Below are 19,972 nucleotides of genomic sequence, written 5' to 3' on the forward strand. Positions count from 1 at the left end.
GAAAAAAGCGAAAGTTCGTTCGCATCATATATGACCTTTTTTATGCTGCTTTCACTTGGCGTTTTTTTCGTTTCCGGCGGATATCTTCTTTATATCGGCCCGGAGCCGCCCGGGTTATCTATATCAATGTCTGACCCAGGATTGTTAATCAGATCCTAACATAAGGCTCAAGGCGAGTGCATACTGCGCCGTCGAGCTCAGGGGTTGATTTCACGCATCAGCTAAGGCGCAGTACGCACCGCCTTAGCCATGTCGTTAGGCGTTCTACGCACGGTGGCTAACTTGTACTTCAACCACGCATTGGAGAGACGAAGGGATTATCATAAGAGTAATGAAAACCTCACTTGAACACCTTCCTGAACAAAAACAGCAAGAATTACAAAAAGCTATCGAGATCATTCGAGAAGAAATCGATCTCGATATGCTTATATTGTTTGGGAGTTATGTCCGTGGTGACTGGGTTGAAGACCTTGACCCAGAAACGCTTCTCTATCGCTATCAAAGCGACTTCGACCTTCTGGTTGTTACCGAAACACCTCGCCAAGCCAGCAAAATCGAGCAAAACAATCAGCTTGCTCAACGCTTAGCCAAAACTATCCACCGAACCCCAATCAGCCTGATTGCCGAAGATATCCAGTTTTTAAATCGTCGTTTAAGGAAAAGTCAGTATTTTTATATTGACATCCTGCGGGAAGGAGTACTTCTGTATGATTCAGGTAAGTTTCAATTGGCGGAGCCAATTGAAATATCACCCAAAGAACGAAAAAAATTAGCTGAAGAGGATTTTGAGTATTGGTTCAATAGTGCTAAAGAGTTTTATGCTACATACCAAATAATGCTCGAACAGAACTTTCATAATAAAGCAGCATTCATTTTGCATCAAGCAACGGAATGTTTTTATGGAACTATTCTATTAGTATTTACTCGCTATAAACCAAGTACTCATGATTTAGAGAAATTAAGTCAAAGAGTATCAAGCATAGAGCCAAGGTTCTTAACCATATTTCCGCGTGCTACTGAAGAAGAAAAAGAAAGGTTTAAGTTGCTTCGGAAAGCCTATGTGGATGCCCGGTATAAACCAAATTATACAATCACAAAAGAAGAGCTTAACTGGCTTGCGGAGCGAGTACAAGAGTTACAGAGTTTAACAGAAAAATTATGTAGGGAGAAAATAGCAAGCTACGAGTAGAAATCAAACAGTAAAGGGGCTAGGCTTAATTGACGAGTCGTTTTTCACAGATCATTCGCCTAACATTCGGCTGCAGGCGACCCAATGCCGCGGTCCGGCTCCTCAGCAACTTTCAAGCTCAGTGCCACGCGGCATTGGGCGCCTGAGCCCAAACGTTATGTGAAATAGAGATCAGTCAATGATTCAAGTGGATGACTATCACTTTGTGATAGGAAAAGATGGAGAATGGATAAAAAGACCAGGACGGTTGAAGATGTCTTTTTGTACAAAAAGCGTCACTAAGTCGGAAATTCTCGCAGAAAAGTTAGTAAAAAATACTAGGCTAAAAGGGCAATTGAGGGAAAGAGTAGTATTCAGTATTGCAAAATTCGAAGAGGCCTCCGAGTGTTTAAATGAGTATTTGCATAAGTGTCAGGTCTTGACCTGTGCCTTCTCGATCAGACTGATAATTTTACTGATCCTTGAGTAGTGCACTCCCACATGATCGCCGATCTCCCGCATGTTGTAGCCCCCGCCGGCAAAGGCCTCGAAGATTGCGGTATCTCGCATCCCTGCGGAAAGGTTCTGCCGGGGGTTTCGGCAAGAAGATGATAATAGAAGGCGTTAATGGTTGGCACAGTACATCCTTGCGGTTAGAGGTTGCCTGAAGGCCGAAGGCGGGATGCGCTGCGCTTTCCCGCCCTACGCGGGCTGTGTGTGCAGCTCTCATGATACCCCCGCCATCAGACTCTCATAAGGGATACGCAATCCGTCGTGCAGGCGCTTCACCATACGCAGGCTCAAGGGGCGCTTGCGATTCAACACCTCCGACACCCGACCGCTGGGGCCGATATAGGCCTCGAGATCGCGTGGGGTCAGCCCCTGTTGTTCCATTCTGAATCTGATGGCGTCGACGGGGTTCGCCGGACCGATCGGATAATGCTTATTCTCATAGGCTTCGATCAGGGTAACCAGGATCTCCATTTCATCCGCCTCCGGCGTTCCCTCTTCGGCCTGAAAAATCGCCTCGAGACGGCGAAAAGCCGCTTGCAGATCCTCGTTGCAACGGATAGGCCTAATATTCATTCACGGTCTCCACGTCGATCTTGTCGTACTGCGCATGGCTTCCTACGAATTTCACCCACACGATGCCGGCCCGATACTGCACCTCTACTACCAAGCGGTACTTGTTGCCGCCGATATTGAACACGACACGATTGTTGGCACAGATGCTGGCGTTGCGGTACTGCGCCTTGATCTGCTGGGGTGATGCCCATTTGGCTCTTGCCGCTTCCTCATGCCAGCTTTGCAATGGGCCTTGAGCATCCCTGTATGCAGGCTGGTCGCAGAATTTCTTCAACGTGCTCTTGGCGATAATCCGCATGTTTCAGTGTATCTCCCATTATGGGAGAAGTGTAGCCAAGAAGCGCCCATCCAGCAAGGGGGGAAAGGGGTCAGGTCTTGACCTGTGCCTTCGCGATCAGACTGATCATTCTACTGATCATCGAGTAGTGCACTCCCCCATGATCGCCGATCTTCCGCATGTTGTAGCCCCCGCTGGCAAAGGTTTCGAAGATTGCGGTACCGGCATGATCAAGGCACCCTCGCGCGGGGCGCCGTGTCGGCTGGAGGACTTCGATTCCGCCTCGCTGCTGGCGCGTGGGCATGACTCTGCGCCATGAAGTCCCTCGACATGCACGGTAAGTCCTGATGGTTGTCAAAGGTTGCGAAATAGCTAAACTAGCTGTGTCAGTCATTCCATGGAGAATCCCATGATTACCGTAACCTCTGTCGAAGCGCAAAATCGTTTCGGCGAACTGATCGACCGATCCCAGCGTGAACCCGTCGAGGTCACTCGACGTAGACGGACCGTGGCCTATGTCGTTTCCAGCCATGACATGCAGGAGTTGGTTGAATTGCGTAGACGGCGTGACGAGGCGACACGCTGGTATTCTCGCTACCGCCGGAAGGTGACCGAGCAAACGGATGACAGCGAATCCCCCACTCTCACGGATTCGGGCGTGAACCGCTTGGTGCATGAGCTTCGTTAGGCGGATCGTCATCGACACGGGCGTGTTGGTGAGTGCCGCCATCCGGCCCGAGTCTGTTCCTGCATTGGCGCTGGAAAAGGCCCTGCTGCAATTCGAGATTTGCGCCAGTGACGAGACGTTGGCCGAACTGGAAACCGTCCTGATGCGCCCAAAGTTCGACCCTTATGTCGGGACCGGCTTGCGGCGGGAATTCGTCGCCGAATTTCGGCAAAGGGTGACCATGGTCGCCGTCGACCGGACCGTGACCGACTGTACCGACCCGAAAGACAACAAATTTCTCGCACTCGCAGAGGCAGCCGGCGCTGAGCTCATCGTCGCCAGCGACCCGCACCTCACCGATATGCACCCCTGGAGGGAGATACCGATCCTGCCTCCGTCGGCGTTCTTGGTGGGTATTCGGTGACGAGAAGAATCGAGTCGAGCCGAGATAACCTATGCACGGAGAAGTCATGTTGGAATCCCCCCGGATTACCATTGATTTTCGAGTCGGCGAGTGCCACAGATGGGCGAAAGACTACTGCGCAGTATTTCACCAAGTGATAAACTTTTTTTCATGAGGAGAGTGTTCAGGACCCGTACCTTCACTCGTTGGATGCGCAGGGTGGACTTGTCTGATGCAACGCTCTGCAAGGCCATTTCCGAGATGGAGGATGGTCTGATCGATGCGGACCTCGGTGGCGGCGTGCTGAAAAAGCGCATCGCGCTTCCGGGGCAAGGAAGGCGCGGCGGCGCCCGGACAATCGTCGCCACAAACCTGGGAAGCCGCTGGTTCTTTCTCTACGGATTTGCGAAGAACGAGCGGGTCAACATCGATGAGCGTGAATTGCGTCTATTCCGGGAAGTGGCAACGGACCTGCTCGGGCTCGATGATCGACAAATCGTCGTTGCGCTTTCCTCCGGTGAGATAGAGAAGATTTGTCATGACCACAACCAAGAGTAACAGCCGAATCCTGTCAGAAATGCATGAAACCGCTCGCGGATTGCACGCAGCCGGCCTGATCGACAAACGCCGCATGCACGAGTTCGATGCATTGTGCCATCTCGATGTCGAGGAGATGCCGCCAGAAAAGATCAGAGCGCTTCGCGAAACGGCGCATGTCAGCCAAGCGGTTTTTGCCGCTATCTTGAATACGAGTGTGTCCACCGTTCAAAAGTGGGAAATAGGTGAGAAGAAGCCGAGCGGGCCTTCCGTGAAACTTCTCACGCTCATTGATCGTAAGGGGTTGGAAGCGGTGTTGTGAGTGGACAGGGGCAAGTTCTCGCAATGTGGTGCTTACAAGATACGGACGACGCAGCAAGGCTTGTTCTCTGCCGTGAAATCATGGAATCTGGGTGGTGGCAGAGCGAGGTCAGTGTATCTATGGAATGCAAGACCCCGATCCCCTTTCGGCTTGGTAACAAGACCTCGGAGCGGGTGAATCAGCGACTTGCCTCCGTCCTGAGCCTGAGCAATATCGATTGGACGAGCGGTATATTCGTCACCGTCACCGAAACAACACTCCGAGTTCGTCAACTTCCTTTGTGATCGTCCACCGTGGGCATTTTGATGGCAGACCTGGATCATCAGCTGGCCGCACGCACGAGAAATACCGTGATGTGGCCCCATCGTTCCACTGCGACACGCCAACAGCTCAGCAACGCAAAAACCGTGGTACGTCCCCGGTTTCCCTCCCCCATGATCGTCGATCTTCCGCATGTTGTAGTCCCCGCCGGCAAAGGTTTCGAAGATTGCGGTATCTTAATCTCTGATGGTTGGAGAATGCCCCATGACCACGGTCGTCCTCTCCGATGAAAGGCAAGTTCCGCTTCCGGCGGACCTGCGTCGGCGGCTCGGACTAGGTGCAGGTGCGCGACTAGAACTTTCAGAGGCGCCCGATGGACTGCGGCTACGCGTTCTTCGCGCACATCCCCCGACGGACATCGCGAACCTTGCCGGCATGATCAAGGCACCCTCGCGCGGGGCGCCGTGTCGGCTAGAGGACTTCGATCCCGCCTCGCTGCTGGTGCGTGAGCATGACTCTGCGCCATGAAGTCCCTCGACACCAACGTCCTCGCGCGCTTCTTCATCGACGATCCTGACGATGTGCAGGCCACGGGGTAGCGCCCCGCGGCGGTCGCCGCCCTTTCCGAGCCCTCCATAGTCACGGTAACCGTGCTGCTGGAATTTGAGTGGGTGATGCGCGGCTTCTACGGGTTGGTGCGGGCGGATATCACGCAGGTGTTGTCCGCGCTTCTTGGTATTGAGCATATCACCATCGAGGATCGCGAGGCGGTCGCCACCGCATTGGATCTCTTCGATGCCGGTATGGACCTCGCCGATGCCTTACACCTGGTCTGCAGCAACCGCGCGGCCGCCTTTGTCACTTTCGGTCGGAGACTGGCAAAGCGCGCCAAGGTGCTTGGGTGTTCCCCAGCGGTAGAGCTCCTGAAGTGAGCATGAGGGAAGGGGAAAGGCGGGGAGAGGTGCCCCACCCAATGATGGATTCGGTTGAAGCGTTGGGTATACACGCCGTTTAACTGGCGCATCCCTGCGGAAAGGTAGCTGTCGGGGGTTTCGGCAAGAAGATGATAATGGTTCCCCATCTGACAGTAGGCGTGAACAACCCAGTTGAAGCGTTTGCAGACCTGTCCCAAGACATCCAGCCACAGCTCCCGATCGCCGTCTTCCAAGAAAATAGCGTTCCGCCTATCCCATGGCGTGAATCTACTCGATCACGGATCAAGACCTGACCCCGTCTCCTCTCACTTGCGTGTTGTGGCGCGCCTGGGAGCAGATATTCGAGCACAGGAAGGGGAAACAATTGACCTTTCCGTCGAACGAGGCGATGTCCATTTGTTTGATTCTGAAACCGGCGAGAATATCACTCCGGTGGTTTCATGATTTTCCGGTTCTCCCGGTCGTTGTTGCGAAGGTAAGACCGGCGGGGGAGTCCGGGTAGAGTCGTCGGCTGTCCATTTCGTCCTTGCGGGACCTGCCGTCGACGATCGGGCCGATTCCTTCGGGCTTGAAGCGAATCGTGCGAAAGGATGGCCGGTCGGCTGTCAGCTCGATGAGGCGCTTTGCACCAGTCGTCCGTTATAAACAAGATGGGTGTCCTTTTATTGTTTTCTGTGTTTTCTGGGCGATGAAAACACAACATTTTGTGGTTTTTCGCAACCAGTGAACAATATCTTGTACCTGAATAGTTACGATTTTGGAAGAATGAGGATACATACATGCAAGAGATAATCGACCGGCTGTTGGCCCGTCCATTCGATTGGGCCGAAGCGCCCCGGATGGGGGCATCCGGATTTCACTCCAAGTTCGGTGGCATCGAGTGGAAGCATGATGATACCGGCATCTACACACGTGCAGGTGGACCGGAGCGCAGCCGCGGTGAGCCCCTTTCCGTCTTGACCGCTCTGGATCTGTACGGGGATGCGATCTTTGCGTTCTCCATGCGTTATGGCATCCCTATGGAGCTGATCCTGATGACGATTGGGGTGGAGACCGCTTTTTTCCTCAGGCCGAATATACCGCTGAACTTAGGGAGAACCCGTCATGCACCTCGATCAAGCCTGCGATGATTTTCTTTCCCACTGCCGATTCGACAAGAACCTGTCGGAGCATACGCTACGCGCTTATGCAATCGACCTCAAACAATTCCAATGTTTTAAAACCCCCCGAAGTGACGTCACGCAATGCAAGCGGGAAGACATACGCGCCTATCTCAAGTGCCTGAATGACAAATGCAATTTGAAGGAGGCCAGCATCAAACGTCACATCGCCAGCGTCCGCGCCATGTTTCGTTGGTTGGAAACCGAAGAGGTCATCGATGTCACCCCGTTCCACCGACTGGCAATCGATATCAAACAGCCGGTACATTTGCCACGGGCACTTACCAGCAACGAGATCCGGCGCCTACTACGCCAACCCTTGACCAAGCTCGGTCTGCCGACACGCAATCCATACAAGTCGCAAAGGATTGCCCGCACGGTTCGAGACCATACGGGGTTTCTAGAATTGACGACCTTGGTAACGCTCGAGCTGCTTTTTGCAACCGGGGTTCGGGTCAGCGAGTTGAGCGCAGTGAAAGTTTCGGACGTCGATTTTGATCGTCGGATGATCTTGATCCGTGGCAAGGGTAACAGAGAAAGGCATGTCGTTATCCCAGATACCGACTTACGAGAGCTGATTCTGGGCTATGTCGAGGCCCGCGATACCCTGTCCCCAACGACCACAAGCTTGCTTATAAACTCCCGTGGCACACCCGCGTCACCACAATTCTTGCGCCACCTTGTGATCAAGGCGGGAGAACGTGCGAATCTTACGCGCCGAGTGACTCCCCACATGCTGAGGCATTCTACGGCCACACACCTCCTCGAAGCTGGAATCGATATCCGCTATGTCCAGAGGTTGCTCGGCCACCAAAGTATCACTACGACACAGATCTACACGCATGTGACGGATTCTTCGCTGAAATCCGCGATAAGCAGTACTAAATTCAGGGTTCAGCTATTGGAGAGAAACGATAACTAGGAATTATCCTTCAATTCAAGAGGTTGTTATTGTGAGAATCTGTGTTGCTAATTTATTGGGAATATTAAAAGAAAGCGTTAATGCAGATATAATCTTTTCTATTCTAGAAGAACTTCAACCTAATAAGCTATCCATAAATGAATTAGCTGAGGCAATTTTATCGATCGAGAGAAAATATGCACAAAGGTTTGGTACCGAGCACGTTAATAACTTTGGGACTGGTGGAGACTGGAAAAAAACGATAAATATATCAACAATGTCGTCCATAATTGCGGCTAGGCATTTTTTGCCAATAGTAAAAGTTGGCACAAGCCATGTAACGTCTTCATGGGGCAGTAGGGAGTTCTTTGATGCGTTGAAGTTATCAGGTAACAACTTGATCGAAGATTACCTAAGAATATCAGAATTTAGATACATTGGGTTAGAAGAATTAGGTATACCATACAGCAATCCCTTACGGGCTGCTAGAAGAGATTTATTTGAAAATGAATTTCTTGACATATTCAAGGTAATATTTCCTATTTCCAACTTAACAGGATCTTTAGGGCAAGTAAACGGGGTTTCTGATGTTAGGTATCTGAGTATTTTCGTGGATATAGTCAGACACCTAAGAAGAAACAGTATTATTTTGCACAACGAGAACGGTATTGACGAAATATTCTCTGGAGGGAATGTGATAATTGAAATAAGAGACGGAAGAGTTAAAGAAGAATATCTGACTATAGGCCCGTATAGTGAAGAAACTTCTGAATTTATGAAGGAATCAAGTTCAGTACTTCATCATGTAGATAAATTTGAGAGAATACTGTTAAAAAAGTGCCCGGCAAGTGCTTTAGAAACAGTTGGATATAACATATCCGCAGTCACTAAACTAAAAATGCCTTTTGTACCTATTAATGATATATATGATATGGTAAGTAATGTTATCTAAGCATCAAAATCTATGCTTAGCTTAGCAAGGTTACATGCTTCTGGATAATTGCTTTCAAGATAACCTAAAAACTCATTAATACCTATTATCGGAAGCAAGTTTTTTCTGCTTGTTTCAATATGGTTTCGTATATATCTTAACACCCAGTCATTATAGAATACGATCATGAAATGTGGATTACTGTCTGTCGAGAATGCTGGATTATGAATATAGGTTACACATTGTTCCAACCCTTCTTTTTCTCCCATGAAATATGTAACAAGTTGTGATTGTTGCACATTTGCATTAGCATTAGCATTTTTTCGTGGCACGTAGAAAGTTATTTTTTTTCCTTCTTTTTCTGTTATTTTCTTGGCGAGCGTCGTATACAATGCATATATATTCTGAACCCATATTTCTCTTTCTTCCTCACCTAACTCTGACAGAACTGGATAGTAATAATATGCTCTCTCAAAATGATCGGATCTATAACGTCTTGCATGAACGTCGCTTTGATGATCTAGATCTGATGTCTCAAATCTAAGTGGTGCATTATATGCATGATAAATCCCCGTAAAATCATCAAAAATATTCCGGCTCTCTCTCATATCCGTTATTAATTTTATTCCTCCCTTGCTATAGGGGCAGTTGAAATCTTTATCTGGCAAAGCGCATTTATTAAAATCACTTCTTATTTTCTTTACTTCAAAAAATATATGCACAGAGAAAAAAGATACAAAGCCGGCAAAGATAATGAGAAAAGCTAGTTCTTTCCCCGGAAATAAAAATTCCGAGAATTGGCTAAATATCGCTATCAATACTAATACACTAGCCGATCCGTAACTAAGAATCTTTTCCAAGGTATCTCTTTGCATCGAGTGCCCCCAATTTATAATGAATAATTCCTAGTTATCACTTTATTGTGATGAAAAGAAATTAGTCAGGTGGCTACAGGTGATTGATCACCTGTGGCCTCCACAGAACGGTTAAGGCAAATCCGACCTCCCCATCAACCACTCGTCCACGGCACGGGCACACTGGCGGCCTTCGCGGATGGCCCATACTACCAGGGATTGGCCGCGGCGCATATCGCCGGCGGCGAAGACGCCGGGGATTGAGGTGTGGTAGGCATCGGGGCCTTCGGTGTGGCTTTTGACATTGCCGTGTCCGTCGTGCTCCACGCCCAACTCTTCGAGCATCCCGGCATGGATCGGGTGTAAAAAACCCATGGCGAGGGTGACCAGATCGGCTTCCAGGGAGGATTCGGTACCTGGGATCGGGGTGTCTACCCAACGTCCAGCGGCATCTTTTTTCCACTCTACTTCGACGTACTCGACCGATTTGACTCTGCCATTTCCGTCATCCATGAACCGAGTTGTTTTCACCGACCACAAGCGGGGCTCGCAGCCTTCTTCCTGGGAGCTGGAGGTGCGCAGCTTGTTAGGCCAGTCGGGCCAGGTGAGTCCTTTGTCTTCTTGCTCCGGGGGCTGGGGCAGGATTTCGAGCTGGGCGACGGATTTGGCGCCGTGGCGGTTGGCGGTGCCGATGCAGTCCGAGCCGGTGTCGCCGCCGCCGATGACGACGACTTGCTTGCCTTCGGCGCTGATGAATTCGGCATCCGGCACATGGACGCCTTGGACACGCTTGCTGTTGGAACGCAGAAAATCCATGGCGAAATACACGCCCCGGAGCTCACGGCCCGGCACCGGCAGATCCCGAGGTTGTTCGGAGCCACCGGCGAGCACGACGGCGTCATAGTCCTCGACCAGCCTGCAGGCCGGGATGTCGATGCCGACGTGCACATTCGTGTGAAACTCCACGCCCTCGGCCCGCATCTGGGCCATGCGCCGGTCGATGAGTCGCTTATCGAGCTTGAAATCCGGGATGCCGTAGCGCAGCAGTCCGCCGATGCGGTCCTGGCGCTCGAAGAGCTTGACGGAGTGGCCAGCGCGGGCGAGCTGTTGTGCCGCTGCCAGGCCGGCGGGTCCGGAGCCGACCACGGCAACTCGCTTGCGGGTCTTGTGGCGGGCGATCTGGGGTTGGATCCAGCCTTGCTCCCAGGCCTTGTCGATGATGGCGCATTCGATGGTCTTGATGGTGACCGGGGCGTCGTGCAGGTTCAGGGTGCAGGCGGCCTCGCAGGGGGCGGGGCAGATGCGCCCGGTGAACTCCGGGAAGTTGTTGGTGGCGTGCAGCACCTCGATGGCCGCCTGCCAATCGCCTCGGTATACCAGGTCGTTCCAGTCCGGAATCAGGTTGTCTACCGGACAGCCTTGGTGACAGGACCGTAGGGCGGGAAAGCGCAGCGCATCCCGCCGCGTCAGTCTCAGTTTGTCAAGGGAAGTGGCGTAAAATCCCGCGCTGGCAGAAGCCGCTCAAAGTCGTAGTCGAAGGTTACCAAATGCTCGCCGAGCGTTTCGACCGTGGAAGCAATCCAAGCATTGGTCACGCGGTTGCCGCGTAGGCCGAGTGTCAGCGACTTGTTGCGCAGGAGGGGCCACTCCCTTCCGCAGTTGCGCAGATCGACACCGGGCGAATACTAAGAAGCTGTCTAAAAACTAAGTCATTGATTTTTATGGAACCGTACCCGGAGGGTGGGCTGTGCCCACCGGTCAGGCGTAGTATTTGGTGGGCACAGCCCACCCTACAGGTTAGTTGGTTTTTAGACAGCCTCTAAGCGTCTCGTGCTCCTGGACCGCAGCCGCTTTGGCCCTCGCCAGCAGGTCGTTATGAAGATGGAATGGATGTTCCCGGCCTTCAGGTCCCGCCAACCATCACGGTGGGTCACGATATGCCTGTCACCTGACGCGAGCCTCTCGAATGCGCGCATCGTCGGCCATGGCTTTCAGGTAGGCGGCATCGTCGCCGAGACCCTCGAAGGCGTAAGGATTCAGGAACTGGCGACCCCACAGCAGGGTGCGGTCTGTCGGAGCGAGCTCGGCTTGGTCACAAACGCTGTCCCAGCTCGCGATAATCTTGTCCAGCAGACCTTCGAGGATCGCGATTGCCTCTTCGCGGGACAGCAGAAAATGAGCCGCGGCATTGAGGCATGAAGCGATCCGGCTCATGCGATCTCCACCGGTGATCAGCATCGCCTGTGAGGCCTCGTTGCCGGTGCGCGGTTGCGGACAGATATCGTAGGCCGGTGTCAGCGCGAGCGTCTGCCCGTCCCAGAAGGCCGAATGGTTGCGGGCATGATCGTCCGTATTGCCGCACAGGATGTTGAATGCCAGCCGGGAGAAGAGCTCGCGTAGCGTTGCTCGAGCATCTTTGAAGCGGTGACGGGCGAGCTCCGCCAAGTCTTCGTAGCTCGCATAGCGCGCCATCATCTCATCGAGGGCGAGCATCGTGAGTGCCGACACCATCGCCTTGCGTTGCCACCCACCACCGGATGGCGCGCGGTCGAAACGCTCGATCAGCAGCACTTCTTTGTGCATCGCGCGGGCAAGGGAGACGGGCGCCACCTCGAGCCCCGCCAGAGCGCCAATTCGCATGGCAATGAATTCTGCCTTGACCAGGCTGTAGAGATCGGTCGCCGACGCAAACTTGGCGATGTATTTTTTGCTACCCGTTTGGATCTGCGCCTTGGGCCGTGCTCCGCCGATCGAGGTCCCATGCAGCAAGGCTTGATCGAGCTCGGGGCTCAAGGGCAAGCCTTTTTCTACGCGCTCGGCGGACTGTACGAGCCCGCGTAGGGCGGGACAGGTCAGGGACGACCGTATCCCGCCGTCCGAGTATCGGCGGGATGCGCTGCGCTTTCCCGCCCTACGCGGGCTGGCGGGGCCCTCGCTACATCAACGCCCAGCTAATCTTCCGGAGCAACGAAGACAAGGAGTGGAGGGACGCGACGGGTGATGGCGGGTGCATTCAACAGAAAGTTTCTGTCCCGCCCTATGGCATGGTGTTACTTCGAGAGGGATCGTAGTGTTGACATTTAGAAGGTCCGCACAGCGGACCCTACGTCAACCATATACTAAGGCTTGTCCACCAGGATTCTCACAGATTTTTTCGTTTTTTTATCTGCGAAAATCTGCGAAATCTGTGGATTAAAAAGGTTTTGTTGCTCGCGTCAGGGCCGTGTGTGCCGAAAACGCCGCTCCACCGGATACGCAAACACATCCTCCAGATACCCGTTTCGGATGACCTCCTGGCGCCGGCGCCACCAGGCGGCATCCAGCAGCTCTCGGTGGTATTCCAGGAAACACGCACGGATGCGGGGATCCGGGAGCAGAAAGGTCGCAAACTCCTCCGGGAAGACATCCCCCGGCGCTGGCGTATACCAGGGCTCATCCGCCAGTTCCATCTCCGGAAACGGCGCCTCCGGGATTTCTCGGAAGTTGCACTCGGTCAGATAACAGATCTCGTCATAGTCGTAAAAGACTACGCGACCCTGGCGGGTAACGCCGAAATTCTTGAACAGCAAGTCACCCGGGAAGATGTTTGCGGCGGCCAGTTGTTTGATGGCATCGCCGTATTCCCGGATCGCATGCCTTAGCTGCCCCGCGTCCGCCGTCTCCAGATAGAGATTGAGGGGACGCATGCGCCGTTCGATATACAGGTGTTTGATAATGACCTGATCGCCCTCGATCACCAGGCTGTTCGCCGCCTCCTCCCGGAGCTGGGTCAGCAAGGCATCGGAGAAACGCTCCCGCGGGAAGGCCACATCGGAGTACTCCCAAGAGTCCGCCATCCGTCCCACACGATCGTGCAGCTTGACCAGCTGGTACTTGCGCATGACCGTCTCCCGGGTCGTCGCCTTGGGCGATGGGAAGCGATCTTTGATCACCTTGAACACATAAGGAAAGGACGCCAGGGTGAAGACGCACATCACCAGACCGCGGATGCCCGGCGCTACCATTAGCTCGTCATTGGAGTAGCGCAGATGCTTGAGGAATGAGCGATAAAACTCGGCCTTGCCGAACTTATGTAGGCCGATGGCCGTATAGAGCTGCGCCTTGCTCGTGTGAGGCATCAAGGGCCGCAGGAACTCCACCACCGCAGCCGGCACCTGAGTATCTACCATGAAGTAGGCACGCGAAAAGCTGAAGATATCCCCGATCTCATCGCTGCCCATAAGCAGGGTGTCCACATAGAGACCACCCTCCTCGTCGTTCAAGATCGGAATGACGAAAGGAATCTGATCGGCCCCGTTGATGGCCTTACCGATGATGTAGGCGCCCTTGTTGCGATAAAAGACCTGCCTGAGGACCGCAAGCTGGAAGTTCTCACGCCTGTCCCTTCCACTCGGGAAGCGGGTCCGGATGGCGCGGGTGAGATTGCGCACATCGGCCCAAACGTCGCGGAAGGGCAACCGAAATCCGAAGCCGGACAGAATCTCGCAGACGACCTGAGCGAAGCCGTCCCGGGTCGGATAGTAACAGCGAAAGCTGGGGGTCTCCGACTCCAGGTGCTCGGTGGATATCACCGGCCATACGAAGATGAATTCGTTATTGTAATAGGTGCGGTGGAATAGGTGACAGAAGACCGAATTGTAATAGGTCTCCGCCAGCTCCGGCTGGCGGTGTTCGGGCAGCAGGCGCAGGTATTCCACCTTGACCCGCCGCCACAGGCGTGCGTCGAGGTCTTGGATGCCAAACTCGGAGCGCAAACCGGCGATGGTCTCGCCCACATGCCGGTCGTAGTAACCGATGCGCTCGCGGGCGGCGCGCTGCACTTCCTCCCAATCCGCATCCTCGAACCACCGCCTTGCCCCCGCGGTCGTCATCCGATACCACCGGTAGTGGCGATTGAACCCGGAATGGATCGCCCTAGCGATCTGCTTTGCCAGGACCCATGCCATTGGGTTACCCGTTAGTCGTGAAGCGCCCGAAATTGGAGTCGTTGGAGCGTCTTGGGGGCTGCATTCACGAAAAGATCAGTTCTGCCTGCTTTGGGGTCTGGAGCCACTCCGGAAGCCTCGGCATCGGTAGACTTGCAAGTTCACTCGGTTCCAGCTTGTGCAATCCCCCACCATAGGTTCTTCCTCCGTTAATTAAGACTTGCTTTTTGAGGTTATTCAGGCAATCGAGAAGTTCTTCCATAGCATCGTTAAATTGCACATCTGCCGGATCGAACTGGTGAATATGAGTCAGGGTCACCCTGCGGAGAAGATACTCTCGGAGGACACGTCCGTAGTTCACGGAGAGAAACTCGCTGGGGATCAACCAGGATGCAACCGCATTTGGTGCAAGTAGATGATGGGAAAGAAGGATAAAGTAGACGTACAGACCGCTTAATCCGCTGGGATTGAGACCTAGCTCGGATCGGACGCGACCCTGTAGAACCGATTTAACGGCTGACGGGATATGGTGGTGTCTTACATAGGGGGGATTTGTGCATAGTAGGCTGAATGTACCACGATTCTCCGGTAGTTTTGTGAAATCAAGGAAATTTTGGTTGATGACCCTAAACGGAGCGTCCGGCCATAGCTCACTGGCAATAGATGAATACTCAGCATCAAGCTCGATTCCTGATGCTTGTTTTATTCGTTCCTTGTCGGCACCAGCTTCTATTGCACCGAAGAAAACTCCTGTCCCTAATGCAGGTTCGAGAAAGCAAATATCACGATTACCGTGAAAGTGTAACGAATGCTTTACAATATCCCGTGCAAGATCAAAAGGTGTCGAAAATTGCCCAAGCCGATTGCGTTCCTCCTGCGTCCTGCAATCATCGATTTCCTTCTGTTTTATAACCGGAACATTCACCTTCTGTTTACCACTACTTCCCACTGCAACATTGAGACGGAACGTGAAGAAGCCTGGAGAAAGATGCCGTGCATCATCAATACTAGTTGGCGAAAGGTACCGGTATTTTTGAAGCTCAAGCCACTTCTGGATCGATTCCAGTTGGCGACGTTCCTGAGCGTTTCGGATAATGGGATCCGCAGTAGCACCGCAAAGACGGTCTGCAACGACGCTGGCTGCTCGAGCAATTTGACTCTCGGATGGATCCTTACCCGTTTCGAGCCAGGAGAAAAGATCACGATCCGCGAGTTCAATCCAGAGTTGGGGTTTGTCTGCATTGATTGCCATTGCTTGCGCAAGTATTTCTCTGCTATTCGACGCCGCACTCCTAAACCTCGAGCGCCTCCACGGAGACCAAGATGCCGTCCTCGTCGCAATAGATATGATCGCCCGGCCGGAAGCAGACCCCGGCGAAGCTCACCGGGATGTCCCGCTGCCCTTCCCCCCGCTTCTCGCTCTTGCGCGGATTGGCGGCCAGTGCCTTCACTCCCAGCGCCATACCGGCGAGTTCGACCGTATCCCGCACACAGCCGAACAACAGCACCCCGCGCCAGCCGTGCTCGACGGCGCTGGCCGCGATCAGATCGCCGAGCATCGCGCAGCGTAGGGAACCGCCGGCATCCACCACCAGCACCCTCCCCTCCCCCGGTTCGCCCAGAACGGCCTTGACCAGGGAGTTGTCCTCAAAGCACTTGACGGTGGCGATGGGACCGCAAAAGCGGGCGTGACCGCCGAAATCCCGGAAGATAGGGTCGCAGACCCGAACTCGGTCACCAGAGTCGTCAAAGAGATCGGCGGTTTTGAAGGTCATGGGGCTGTCTGTCAGGAGGCATCATCTGTTCCAAGCTAAATCCGTTCAAAAACGAGTCTATAACCTGGCGGGTCTTGACACCCACAGCCATGCCGCACCGCGGACGCCGCTGGAGTCCCCGTGGACGGGGGGCCGTAAGTCGATATGGGTTCCGTCCGAGAACAGGTACCGGCCAATGAGCTTGGGTACCTCGCGGTAGAGCCGATCGAGGTTCGAGAGTCCGCCGCCGAGTACGATCACGTCCGGGTCGAGAAGGTTAACGACGCTGGCGAGTGCTCGGGCCATACGGTCCTCATAGCGCCGCAAGGCGGCCTCGGCTTCCGGGTCATGGGCCGCGGCGACGATCTGTGGGGGCGTCAGGTGGCGTCCCGTGGTCCGCAGCAAATCACCGGCGAGTCCCGGCCCTGACAGGAAGGTCTCGATGCAACCTCGTTTGCCGCAGTGACAGGGTGGTCCCGGCAGCTCGTCGTCCCGCGGCCAGGGCAGGGGATTATGTCCCCATTCGCCGGCGATGCGGTTGGGTCCGGTGAGCAGGCGGCCGTTCACCACGATGCCGCCGCCGGTACCGGTGCCGATGATCACGCCGAACACCGTGCCTACCCCACTGCCGGCGCCGTCTACCGCCTCGGAGAGGGCGAAGCAGTCGGCGTCGTTGGCCAACCGTACCGGGCGTCCCAGCATTTCGGCCAGATCCACATCCAGGTGTTTCCCGTTTAGCCATACCGAGTTGGCATTGCGCATGCGGCCGGTAAAGGGAGACAAGGAGCCTGGGATACCGACGCCCACGGTGCCGCGGGCGCCGGTCTCCGATTCCACCTTGGCGACCAGTTCACCGATGGTGCGCAGGGTCCCGGCATAATCGTTGCGCGGGGTTTGCATCCGGTGGCGCGCCCGCACCCCCTGATCGGCGTCCAGCGCGATGACTTCGGTCTTGGTGCCGCCCAGATCAATTCCGATGCGGATTTCGCTCATATTGCCCGGCTTGTCCTATTGTTCGGCTCATCTCTAAGAGGCTGTCTGGTTAAAAGCAATCCTGAATTGTTTGGCGCTGTTTGGGGGACTTGACATGTTGCGTTCGACGCCCAACGGCTCGTTGGTCCACGGCCAGGCCCGGTGCCGGCGTCTTAACGCAACCTACACCCACATGATCCCCCGCGCGGCCTGCACGCGCGGACCTCGCCTTAAGTGTAGGTTGCGTGGCCTAACGCAACACGACGCTAGGCTCCGTTTTAACCAGACAGCTTCTAACCCCGACTAAACATTTTTTTAAGCTGCTGAGCCATTCCCTTAATCTTTCCCTGCATCAGCATTTTCCACCCCCCTTCCGTCTTCTTAAAGGAAACAACTTCCATTGTCTCCATCGTCATGTCTCCCAACTTGGCATGGGTTCGAGCGAGCACATGACGCAGATTTTCTCCTTCAGGGACGGTACCCAAGATATCGACCTGTTTGAATTCGAGCTGACCGAGTTGTTCTGCCTGAGCCATGACCCCCTTGAAAAAGGATGAGAAAAAGTCTGTATCAGACATGGTCTTAAGCGTCGCTTTGGTCATCCCTGGTCCAAAGAACTGGGCCAACATCTGCGGCGCCATTTCGTCCGGCACCTCAGAAAAAAACGACAACATCTCCCTCATATCGCGCAAAGCCGAGGGGTCATAGAGTTCCACAAGCTTATCCCACTGATCTTCCTTCATAAAATCGAAGTAGGATTTCGATAGTTCCTCCGGCGTGCTGGCATAACTTAGTGAGGCTATGAGGAATATGCCGCTGATGACCGCAATGATCTGTTTCATCTCGTTCTCCTTACCTTTGTTTTAGGGGACCTTGAAAAATCACCTTCCCGGCAATTTTTGAAGGCGTGAAGTGATAACCTGATTTCCACTTCGCTCGATTTTTCCAAGCACTTGGATGCCTGGAAAATGGCGGGGCATCCTTGCCCCACATGGACACTTTGAATGTGGTGCCCAAGCACCACACCTCAGTCGGCTGCATCCGTTGTTCTCGGGGTATCAACTCCGCTCCGTGGTTGCTGCGGACTCGGCGCTGGTCCGAGGTGGCGTGAGATCCGAGTCCAAGCGGTCGCCGGAGGGGTTGGTGAAGCGGTCGTTGAGCGTCTGTACGTAGAGATCGGCGTCCTGCCTCACCTTACGCAGGCGGCGCCTGGCGCGTGTATTCCAACCGACCGGCGTGCGCGCGAAGATGGTTCGCCACCAACAGGTGTTACGTGTGAAGGCACGGGCCAGGTTACTGTACAGGCCCTCCTCCGCGGCTCGGGCGGTCAATGAGCGGGCGACGGATTTCGCGGCCAGGGAGCGGATCCCGAAATGGGCCGCTACGAACAGGACGAAGGCCACAATAATCAGGGTCGGGATCACCCAGGAGGTATCCATGACACTCTGGAGTACGGCCAGTCCGTCGCCCCGGAAGATCCAAGCCAGCAAGGCGATCAGGGCCAGACCCAGGACGATTCCGTCGCCCCACAGGGTGCGTCTGCGCCAACGGTCGATTGCCCGCTGGAGAAAGGGTACGGTGCGTTCTTCGATGTCCTTGGCGGTCCTGTCCACGGCGCTGACGATGCGGTAGGCCCGCTCGACCTCCACCTCCTGCATGCGCCTGTGGATCTCCTTCAAGTCTTGGTCCCGCTTCTCCTCATACCGGGCGCGCTTGGCCGCGTCCTCGATGAAGATAGCGGCGTCCGGGTTGTAGATGGTGTAGAAACGCCCGGCGGTCAGGCCCTCCTCACCGATAGCCCGCTGCCAGGCGGCGATTACATCTTCGGGGTTGTCCTCCCGCGCCGTGGTATCGAGTTGATTGAGGATGTACAGGAACTTGCCGGCGTCCGGCCGTTTGATGGTATCGGCGACCAGATGTTTCAAGGTATCGCGCATGGCCCCCGGCTCCGGGTGGCGGGCATCGAAGAATACCAGTACCAGATCGGACAGGCCGATGATGTGATCGGTGATACGCAGCGTCGCCGTGCGCTGGGCGTCGGCATCGAAGCCCGGCGAGTCGATGAGGATCCTGCCCCGCAGCCGTTCGCTGGAGCTGGCCTTGAGCTGCAGGTAGGTGTCGATGCGTTCGCCTTCGCCTTCGGACACCAGCTCGATATCCTTAGAGATCTGATAGAGGGGAAAACGCGGGTCCGAATCGAGGGCAACCCCCGGCAAGGCGTGGTCCGTCGACTCGCGACTGTAGCAAATGACGGTGAAACGGTCGTCTACCGCCTGGTTGCCCGTTCGCTGCAGCTTGCTGCCGAGGAAGTGGTTGACGAAGGTGGATTTGCCGGCGGAGAAGGTTCCGAGCACCGAGATCAGGGGCCACCACGGGATTTGGGTGGCGTAGGATTGGTCCTTCTCGAGGAGACCCATGCCATAGGCAACCCGATCCAGGGTGCGGAAGCTCTGAACCGTACCGAGCAGCACCGGGTTTTCCTGCTCCAGATGGGCCTCCAGATTCTTCAGTCGTTGCTCGACGGCGTTTGTGGAAGGATACATCGCATGGTTCCTCATGGCTTCGAAGCGCGGTCCGGAATCGGGGAAGAGGTTCGGATCCGGTCGACCCTCTATCATATGCTCACTGAATGTTATACCTAAACAGTGTTCGGGACGATACCCTGCTTGTGTTAGTGTCGCTATTTATGTTCACGGGCAGCTAATCGAGTCCTCACGATCACGCGCACCCGCTTCTCGGGTGATATCCGGGACCGAATTCCAGCCGATACAAGTGGTTGTCGGCTTCCATTAGGCACCTGATTTGTATGCATTAATCCT

21 protein-coding genes and 2 pseudogenes are annotated in these 19,972 nt (G+C 54.5%); 10 read left to right on the plus strand and 13 right to left on the minus strand.

Going from position 1 to position 19,972, the window contains the following annotated elements; all coding sequences use genetic code 11:
* Positions 1-331 precede the first annotated feature (331 nt).
* Complete coding sequence (locus E1958_RS03540; RefSeq protein WP_133510649.1) at positions 332-1,189, plus strand: HEPN domain-containing protein; 858 nt, start codon at positions 332-334, stop codon at positions 1,187-1,189.
* A 411-nt stretch (positions 1,190-1,600) separates the two neighbouring features.
* On the opposite strand, the gene E1958_RS03545 is transcribed toward E1958_RS03540, so the two are convergent.
* From E1958_RS03545 to E1958_RS03555, 3 genes are all read right to left on the minus strand, one after another.
* Positions 1,601-1,738, minus strand: a complete 138-nt coding sequence (locus tag E1958_RS03545; RefSeq protein ID WP_207787737.1) for a hypothetical protein — start codon at positions 1,736-1,738, stop codon at positions 1,601-1,603.
* A gap of 156 nt (positions 1,739-1,894) precedes the next feature.
* On the minus strand, positions 1,895-2,254 hold the full coding sequence (locus E1958_RS03550; protein ID WP_133510650.1) for a helix-turn-helix domain-containing protein: 360 nt from the start codon (positions 2,252-2,254) through the stop codon (positions 1,895-1,897).
* The gene (locus tag E1958_RS03555; protein ID WP_133510651.1) at positions 2,244-2,552 is read right to left on the minus strand and encodes a type II toxin-antitoxin system HigB family toxin; all 309 of its coding nucleotides are present in this window, start codon (positions 2,550-2,552) and stop codon (positions 2,244-2,246) included. Before E1958_RS03555 ends, E1958_RS03550 begins: the two co-directional genes overlap by 11 nt.
* Before the next feature lie 388 nt (positions 2,553-2,940).
* Between E1958_RS03555 and E1958_RS03560 the strand changes: the two genes are divergently transcribed.
* The 6 genes from E1958_RS03560 (at position 2,941) to E1958_RS03580 (ending at position 5,653) form a co-directional block, all read left to right on the plus strand.
* Positions 2,941-3,219 (plus strand): type II toxin-antitoxin system Phd/YefM family antitoxin, encoded by a 279-nt coding sequence (locus E1958_RS03560; RefSeq protein WP_089728851.1) that lies wholly within the window; start codon positions 2,941-2,943, stop codon positions 3,217-3,219.
* The gene (locus tag E1958_RS03565; RefSeq protein WP_133510652.1) at positions 3,206-3,622 is read left to right on the plus strand and encodes a putative toxin-antitoxin system toxin component, PIN family; all 417 of its coding nucleotides are present in this window, start codon (positions 3,206-3,208) and stop codon (positions 3,620-3,622) included. Before E1958_RS03560 ends, E1958_RS03565 begins: the two co-directional genes overlap by 14 nt.
* Before the next feature lie 99 nt (positions 3,623-3,721).
* Positions 3,722-4,159, plus strand: coding sequence for a type II toxin-antitoxin system RelE/ParE family toxin (locus E1958_RS03570; RefSeq protein ID WP_243448402.1), 438 nt, complete (start codon positions 3,722-3,724; stop codon positions 4,157-4,159).
* Complete coding sequence (locus tag E1958_RS03575) at positions 4,140-4,460, plus strand: helix-turn-helix domain-containing protein (protein ID WP_133510653.1); 321 nt, start codon at positions 4,140-4,142, stop codon at positions 4,458-4,460. Before E1958_RS03570 ends, E1958_RS03575 begins: the two co-directional genes overlap by 20 nt.
* 525 nt (positions 4,461-4,985) lie before the next feature.
* The gene (locus E1958_RS21855) at positions 4,986-5,249 is read left to right on the plus strand and encodes an AbrB/MazE/SpoVT family DNA-binding domain-containing protein (protein WP_369334487.1); all 264 of its coding nucleotides are present in this window, start codon (positions 4,986-4,988) and stop codon (positions 5,247-5,249) included.
* Between the two features lie 122 nt (positions 5,250-5,371).
* Positions 5,372-5,653, plus strand: coding sequence for a PIN domain-containing protein (locus tag E1958_RS03580; RefSeq protein ID WP_133510654.1), 282 nt, complete (start codon positions 5,372-5,374; stop codon positions 5,651-5,653).
* 26 nt (positions 5,654-5,679) lie between these two features.
* Here E1958_RS03580 and E1958_RS03585 read toward each other — a convergent pair.
* A pseudogene (locus E1958_RS03585) lies at positions 5,680-5,895 on the minus strand (transposase); the annotation flags it as partial.
* A gap of 540 nt (positions 5,896-6,435) precedes the next feature.
* Between E1958_RS03585 and E1958_RS03590 the strand changes: the two are divergent.
* The 3 genes from E1958_RS03590 to E1958_RS03600 are packed head-to-tail and all read left to right on the plus strand — an operon-like array spanning position 6,436 to position 8,669.
* Positions 6,436-6,786: a hypothetical protein gene (locus E1958_RS03590; RefSeq protein ID WP_133510655.1), complete on the plus strand. Its 351-nt coding sequence runs from the start codon at positions 6,436-6,438 to the stop codon at positions 6,784-6,786.
* Positions 6,761-7,738 carry a tyrosine-type recombinase/integrase gene (locus E1958_RS03595; RefSeq protein WP_133510656.1) on the plus strand — a complete coding sequence of 326 codons (978 nt, stop codon included), beginning with the start codon at positions 6,761-6,763 and terminating at the stop codon, positions 7,736-7,738. Before E1958_RS03590 ends, E1958_RS03595 begins: the two co-directional genes overlap by 26 nt.
* Positions 7,739-7,769: 31 nt before the next feature.
* Entirely contained in the window at positions 7,770-8,669 is a 900-nt protein-coding gene (locus tag E1958_RS03600) for a hypothetical protein (RefSeq protein ID WP_165741856.1), read from the plus strand.
* Here the strand turns inward: E1958_RS03600 and E1958_RS03605 are convergent.
* From E1958_RS03605 to E1958_RS03645, 9 genes and pseudogenes are all read right to left on the minus strand, one after another.
* Positions 8,666-9,523: a hypothetical protein gene (locus E1958_RS03605; protein WP_133510658.1), complete on the minus strand. Its 858-nt coding sequence runs from the start codon at positions 9,521-9,523 to the stop codon at positions 8,666-8,668. The genes E1958_RS03600 and E1958_RS03605 overlap by 4 nt on opposite strands.
* A 111-nt stretch (positions 9,524-9,634) precedes the next feature.
* Positions 9,635-10,930: pseudogene (locus tag E1958_RS03610) on the minus strand (glutamate synthase subunit beta); the annotation flags it as partial.
* Positions 10,931-11,446: 516 nt separating this feature from the next.
* The gene (locus tag E1958_RS03615; RefSeq protein ID WP_243448403.1) at positions 11,447-12,295 is read right to left on the minus strand and encodes a type II toxin-antitoxin system HipA family toxin; all 849 of its coding nucleotides are present in this window, start codon (positions 12,293-12,295) and stop codon (positions 11,447-11,449) included.
* A 422-nt stretch (positions 12,296-12,717) separates the two neighbouring features.
* Positions 12,718-14,448, minus strand: coding sequence for a bifunctional isocitrate dehydrogenase kinase/phosphatase (gene aceK, locus E1958_RS03620; protein WP_133510661.1), 1,731 nt, complete (start codon positions 14,446-14,448; stop codon positions 12,718-12,720).
* Between the two features lie 64 nt (positions 14,449-14,512).
* Positions 14,513-15,679, minus strand: a complete 1,167-nt coding sequence (locus E1958_RS03625) for a XamI family restriction endonuclease (RefSeq protein ID WP_133510662.1) — start codon at positions 15,677-15,679, stop codon at positions 14,513-14,515.
* A gap of 40 nt (positions 15,680-15,719) precedes the next feature.
* Positions 15,720-16,202: a ribonuclease E activity regulator RraA gene (gene rraA, locus E1958_RS03630; RefSeq protein ID WP_133510663.1), complete on the minus strand. Its 483-nt coding sequence runs from the start codon at positions 16,200-16,202 to the stop codon at positions 15,720-15,722.
* Between the two features lie 57 nt (positions 16,203-16,259).
* Positions 16,260-17,174, minus strand: a complete 915-nt coding sequence (locus E1958_RS03635) for an ROK family protein (RefSeq protein WP_207787739.1) — start codon at positions 17,172-17,174, stop codon at positions 16,260-16,262.
* A gap of 272 nt (positions 17,175-17,446) precedes the next feature.
* Positions 17,447-17,995, minus strand: coding sequence for a hypothetical protein (locus E1958_RS03640; protein ID WP_133510664.1), 549 nt, complete (start codon positions 17,993-17,995; stop codon positions 17,447-17,449).
* Positions 17,996-18,211: 216 nt separating this feature from the next.
* Positions 18,212-19,696: a dynamin family protein gene (locus E1958_RS03645; RefSeq protein ID WP_133510665.1), complete on the minus strand. Its 1,485-nt coding sequence runs from the start codon at positions 19,694-19,696 to the stop codon at positions 18,212-18,214.
* Positions 19,697-19,972: the final 276 nt, after the last annotated feature.

The organism is Candidatus Thiosymbion oneisti, assembly GCF_004359955.1.
Classification (GTDB): domain Bacteria; phylum Pseudomonadota; class Gammaproteobacteria; order Chromatiales; family Chromatiaceae; genus Thiosymbion; species Thiosymbion oneisti.